Here is a 5,499-nt window from a genome sequence, read left to right as displayed (position 1 = left end):
AGAGCTATCACGTCAATCACAACCTCAAAGGCCAGCCAGAGGAGCAAAAGAACCTTGGAGAGATGAAACGCTCTCGCGAGTTCGAACTGGAAGCTGATCGTGATGCCGCCACCATGCTCAGCCGCGCTGGTTACACCGGTCGTGTCTGCCAGCAAGGGCTTGAGTTCATGCACCGCTCCGTCGGTGATGGCTCGATTACCGAGCCCGAGTCAACCCATCCCGGCTATGAGGAGCGTCTTAAGGCCATGCGCGCTAACTACGACGCCATGGAAAAGCAACCAGCCAAGACGCAAGCAAATACCCGCGCCAGCTATAGCTACGACCGTTCTGACAACCTGCTCACTCTGACTCCGCAGCAACGCTGAGCAGGTTGCCTTGCCCGAGTTCAGGGATCGCAGAGCTGGACGGCTAGCCGCAGCACCTGCTGCTCGGGGCGGCAGGCGAGCCAGCCGTTGGGGCATCGCAGCAGCCGATAGGGCAGCGTCATAGCCGCTTCCTCTGGCGGCAGCTCCTGCAGTGCCACCGCATCAAGTAGCTCCTGTTGCAGCAGCGGCTGCCAGTGCTGCCACTGCCGGCGCCCGAGCGTCACCCACTCCACGCCGCATTGGCCCTTCAGGCCCATGGTTGTTGCCTCGGCGCCGCCAATACGCAGCACCCCCCAGGCCAGCCGGTGGCTGTTGATCCCTTGCCGCAGCAACTGCAGCCAGGGGGTATGGCCGTAGCGCTTCCCGATCGGATCCCCGGGAAGGCGCTGCAGCTCCAGATCTGCTGCCAGGGCTCGGTAGCGGCGACTTACGCTCGGCTGAGACACCCCGATCTGCGCAGCGCTAGCGGTAGTGCTGCCGGTGAGCTCCAGAAAATCCACCAGCTGCAAATCGCGCAGCATGGTGGGGACGCGATAGGGCTTGCGAGGCAGGCTGGACAACGGTCGATATGCGCTGGATCCCGTCAGTCTTTGGCGGCGGCACCTACATCAGAGCCCAGATCCTGCGAACGACGGCAGCGTGCTTCGCAGGAGGATGTGGCAATAGGACTAAAGCCGATGCACGATGGATCGATGAGCACCAGCACCCTGCGCTGCCACCTGCTGATCGGTCCGCCTGGCAGTGGCAAAACAACCCTCGCCCAGGAACTGGCGCCCCTGCTGCAAGGCGATGGTGAGCTGCCGGCTTTGGTGCTTTCAACCGATGCAATTCGCGCTGAACTATTTGGCGATGCAGCGGTGCAGGGTCCCTGGGATGAAATACGGGCCCTAATGCTGCAGCGGTTGCAGGAGGCAGTCGCTGCCGGCAGGCCCGTGATTATTGATGCCACCCACGCCCGCCGCCCCTGGCGGCTGATGTACACCCAGGGGTTGCAGCTGCCCCGGCCGGTGGAGTGGATTGGCTGGTGGCTCACCACACCTCTGGAGCAATGCAAAGCCTGGGCCCTGCAGCGTGATCGGCCCGTGCCCGAGGCGGTGATCGAGGAGTTCCACGCCAGCCTCGACAACCGCTTCTTTCGGCCGAATCGGGCAGAGGGCTTTGCGGTGGTGGAAACGCTCAACCCAGCCTCCGGCGAGGGCACTGGCGACGACCTGCAGCTGCGCCTGGCAGGTCTTGATGGCCGCATCCGCAATGCCCTCAACCGCCAGCGCGCCGTTACCCCCCAGCTGCATCCCTATTCCCGCCTGCTGGATCTGGAGCGGCTGTTGTTTCTGCTCCGCCTGCTCACCAGCTTCAACGGTCTTGACGACAGCGATCCCGGCACGGCGGCCGAGCTGCTCAAGATCTGCAATCCACCGCCCCAGGGCGATGTAGCCGAGCGCGCCGCTGCCTACCTCGGCAGCTGGAAAGACGTACACGGCGGCAACAGCGAGTGCTACGCCGATGCCATTGCCATCCGCGCCGACCTGGCCTGGCTGGAGGCCAATGGCTTCACGGGCCTCGACTGGCAGAGCGACCAGCCGATCGAGCTCGGCAGCGGCGGCCCCCCGGACGGGAGCAGCGTCAACGGCGGCCAGCCCGCTCTGGCGAGCCAGGAGGTGTTCCGGCGGGTGTTCACCCTGCTGCGCCATGTGCTCAAGTTTCCATTCGATGCCCCAGAAGCCTCATCAGATCGGGAACCATCGGAGCCGGAGCCATCCGCTCCTACTTCGCCCCGGCCAAAGCGGGCCAAGAGGGCCAGCACGGAATTCGGCCCCTTCTACCGCCATCTGATCGACAACCTCCAGGAGATCGAGGGGAGCTACCGCCCCGACCAGGAAGCGGCTCTGCGCTACGACATCGAGCACGTTCTCACCCCCTACGGCTTCCTGCCCACCGTGAAGGGCAAGGGTCGCCCCCACAGTCGCCGCCAGGGTTACGCGATCGGCACGGCGCTGCTGTCGGCCGACCAACTGCTGCACGCCCAGCTCAAGGCTTCTCAGGATCGTCTCAGTGATCAATCGCAGAAGCCCCTGCTGCTCACCCTTGAGGAGCGGCTCCAACGCGCTGGCATCCTCAGCGCTGATGGCAACCCCGACCGGCTACGCCAGCCTCGGCGCGCCCTGGCGCACCGTTCATACACGGAAGAGAAGCCTGGCACCCTATCCAGCCTGGAGCTGTCTCCCCGGGTGGAGCGGGCGATCCGCGACCGCCGCCGGGTGTGGTTGCGCCATACCCCTGACGTGGTGGATGAACAGCGGCGGAAACGAGGCGATGACGGCAGTTTTCGTGCCTGGCCCCTGCAGCTGATTTTCCACAACATCAGCTGGTATCTGGCCTTTGAAACCTCCCCGATCCGCCGCAACGACGACCTCGGCCTGATCCGCGTACTGCGCCTCGATCGGCTTGTTCTAACAAAAGAGGATGGCAACGTCCGCCGCAGCAGCGAGCAGGAGCACGCCCATGCCCTGGAGCGACTGGAGCGTCTGATGGACGTCTGCGGTGGTGTCTATTTCGGCGAGTCCATCGAGGATCAACTGGCCGTGATGGGGCCTTTGCTGGGCCGCAGTGTCAAGTCGCCCTACCAGGTGCTGCGTTTTTCCTGCATGCCCTGGGTGTTCAATCTGATCAAGGAAACACCACGGCGCTATCCGCTGGAGCACATCGCCTTCTCCAAAGCGATCCAGGGCGATGACAGCAAGGATCCGAATACAAGATGCATTCTCACCCCCAATCAAGTCGGTGATAGCCATCCCTATCCCGTGGAATTCCGCCTGCCCCATTGGACCGTTGAGCATGACTGGGACCTGCACAACTGGCTGTTCCGCTGGGGCGCTGGCATCCGCATCGAGCAACCCATCGCACTGCGGCAGAAACAGTTGCAGCAGGCCCAAGAGGTAGTGGATCTGTATGGGCAGAAGCCCTGATCCACCACCACAAAACTCCCTGCTCCTAAAAGCAGTATTTGTTGACCACGTAGAGCACCTCGTTTGGCTTGTCCTCCATCCAGAAGGCCTCTCGCTCAAGTGCTTTGTTATTGCGGTATACCCGATCAAACGTTTTGAGATCTTGCTCGCGTGAGGCGGTGAGCACTAGGGCAGAAGAGTTGATGCCAAAAGCGCGCATCCCCCGGAAGCCTGTCTTACAGGCCTGGGCTACATGAACGGATTCATGCAGAAGCGTTTCATTGATATGACGCGCCGCATCTCCAAAAGCAATAATCCGCGCTGTGCAGATCGACAACTCACGTTTACGCGTATCGATGTAGCCAAAGTAAGTTGTTTTCTTGCAAATCGAGCTGTTCTCAATGATTCTAATCTTCTGCTGCACGAGCTGACGAATCTCCATCGCAGCAGGAGTCAGATAGGCGACATAGTCCATAGTGTTGCTTGAGCCAGACTGGATCAGACCATCACAACCGAAACAGTCGGAATGCGTGGTGAGCAACGTGCGAACGACGCTCAGTCGAATCTTGAATTGAGTGTTGAATCCAGCAGCTTATGGCTCTTTACTTCAGCAGCCCCTCGTAAACAAACGCTCCCGCCAATCGCTCCCAGTCCTGTTCGCTCACTCCCGCCTGCCGGTAAGAGCGGCGCCACAGGCTGTTCACAACGGCGCATATCCGTGACAAAGCGGCTCTGCCCTGGCAGCATCACATAGACAAAGCACTTCTGATCAGCGGCGGCCATGGTTACTGCCCTCAGAAGTCGTCATCGAGCAGGACGGTCGGTCGAGCCACCCGGGGTGCCCGGGCGGCCTCCAGGGTCTTGCCGACGCTGTCGTGATCGGGATCAGCCACAGGGCTGAGCTGCTCCAGCAGCCCCAGGGCCCATAGGGCTCCGAGATAGGCAGCTGCGCTGGTGCCCGGCTTGCCCTTCTCCACATCCGCCACCGTGAAGCGGCTCACCCCCAAGCGGGCGGCCAAGTCTTCCAATCGCCAATTGCGGCGCAGCCGAGCCGTGCGGATATCGCGCCCCAGGCGGACGAGCTCCTGCTGCACCGCCGCCGGAGGCTGCTGCACGATCGAGCTGGGGTGAGCCATCAGGCAGGAGCAAGTGGTGATGCCTTGGGGCACCATAGTTTCGTTTGGCGTTGGCTTCAGGCAACAGCGCTGAGCTGTGTCAGGCGTGCGCTCTGGGGGCAAAGCAGAGGCCGTCACCACGTTTCCAGTGCTGAGAGCAATGCCACCTCAAAGCTCCTTTGTTCCAATTTGGACGGCACTTTATTCCAATTTGGACGGGGTCCAATTCCAATTTGGACGCTAGCCTGCTCCAGTCTGGTCGGGTGGTGACCACGTGGCGATGGGCTTAGTAGAACGGCGGTTGGCCCCGCTCATTCAGGAAGCGCTGGCGGACACGCCCGTGGTGCTGCTGAACGGCCCCCGGCAGGCAGGCAAAAGCACGTTGGCCGCCACGTATGGCGATCGAGGGTTCCGGATGCTGAGCCTCGATGATGCGGCCACCCTGGCCTCTGCCCGCGAGGATCCCACCGGGCTGGTGCGCAGCCTGGATCGGGCTGTGATCGATGAGGTGCAGCGGGCTCCCGAGCTTCTACTGGCAATCAAGCAATCGGTTGACAACGACCGCAGGCCGGGCCGATTTCTGCTCACCGGTTCCGCCGATCTCCGCCTGTTGCCGTCGGTGGCCGACTCCCTGGCCGGACGCATGGAAGTGCTGACGCTGTTGCCGCTGGCGGGTTGCGAGTTGGACAGTGCTGCAGGCCAATGGCTGGAGTGTGTCTTCTCTGGAGACATCCCAAGGCTTCCCAGCGGAAACCGAGCCATCGAAACTGGGGAGGCGCTGGTGGAGCGGGTGCTGCGTGGCGGCTACCCCGAGGCCGTCGCCCGCAGCACAGTTCGCCGGCGTGAAGCCTGGCTGCGTCAGTACGCCGCCGCCCTGCTCAGCCGTGATGTGCGCGACATCGCCAGCATTGAGAAGCTGGAGCAGATGCCACGGCTGCTGCGGGCGTTGGCGCAGATGGCAGGTCAACTCACCAATTTGAATCCGCTTGCCGGCCAACTGCTGCTGGATCACAAGACTGCCGCCAAATATGTAGGTGTGCTTGAGCAGTTGTTCCTGATCAGGCGGATCCAGCC

Annotated in this window: 6 protein-coding genes; 3 read left to right on the top strand and 3 right to left on the bottom strand. The window is 62.4% G+C overall.

What is annotated here, in order from left to right; translation table 11 throughout:
• A partial coding sequence (locus tag KBY74_RS13345; RefSeq protein ID WP_254943120.1) for a M48 family metalloprotease occupies positions 1-365 on the top strand: 365 nt, incomplete at its 5' end.
• A 20-nt stretch (positions 366-385) separates the two neighbouring features.
• Here the strand turns inward: KBY74_RS13345 and KBY74_RS13340 are convergent.
• Positions 386-925 (bottom strand): LysR family transcriptional regulator, encoded by a 540-nt coding sequence (locus KBY74_RS13340; RefSeq protein ID WP_254943119.1) that lies wholly within the window; start codon positions 923-925, stop codon positions 386-388.
• A 132-nt stretch (positions 926-1,057) separates the two neighbouring features.
• On the opposite strand from KBY74_RS13340, the gene KBY74_RS13335 reads away from it, so the two are divergent.
• A complete protein-coding gene (locus KBY74_RS13335; RefSeq protein ID WP_254943118.1) occupies positions 1,058-3,331 on the top strand; it encodes an AAA family ATPase in 2,274 nt (757 codons plus the stop codon).
• 25 nt (positions 3,332-3,356) lie between these two features.
• Here KBY74_RS13335 and KBY74_RS13330 read toward each other — a convergent pair whose 3' ends face one another.
• The gene (locus KBY74_RS13330; RefSeq protein WP_254943117.1) at positions 3,357-3,851 is read right to left on the bottom strand and encodes a hypothetical protein; all 495 of its coding nucleotides are present in this window, start codon (positions 3,849-3,851) and stop codon (positions 3,357-3,359) included.
• Between the two features lie 253 nt (positions 3,852-4,104).
• Positions 4,105-4,446, bottom strand: coding sequence for a helix-turn-helix transcriptional regulator (locus tag KBY74_RS13325; protein ID WP_254943116.1), 342 nt, complete (start codon positions 4,444-4,446; stop codon positions 4,105-4,107).
• A 280-nt stretch (positions 4,447-4,726) separates the two neighbouring features.
• On the opposite strand from KBY74_RS13325, the gene KBY74_RS13320 reads away from it, so the two are divergent.
• The coding region (locus KBY74_RS13320; protein WP_254943115.1) for an ATP-binding protein at positions 4,727-5,499 on the top strand (773 nt) is incomplete at its 3' end.

Origin of the sequence: Cyanobium sp. A1C-AMD (assembly GCF_024346495.1) — a bacterium.
GTDB classification, from domain to species: domain Bacteria; phylum Cyanobacteriota; class Cyanobacteriia; order PCC-6307; family Cyanobiaceae; genus Cyanobium_A; species Cyanobium_A usitatum.
Note: the sequence above shows the minus strand (reverse complement) of the source record. Positions and strands in the feature narration are given on the sequence as shown.

What these genes read in the sequence shown, in the direction of transcription:
- KBY74_RS13325 (WP_254943116.1), bottom strand. Translation starts at nt 4,446, where the DNA reads ATGGCTCACCCCAGCTCGATCGTGCAGCAGCCTCCGGCGGCGGTGCAG.
- KBY74_RS13335 (WP_254943118.1), top strand. Translation starts at nt 1,058, where the DNA reads ATGAGCACCAGCACCCTGCGCTGCCACCTGCTGATCGGTCCGCCTGGC.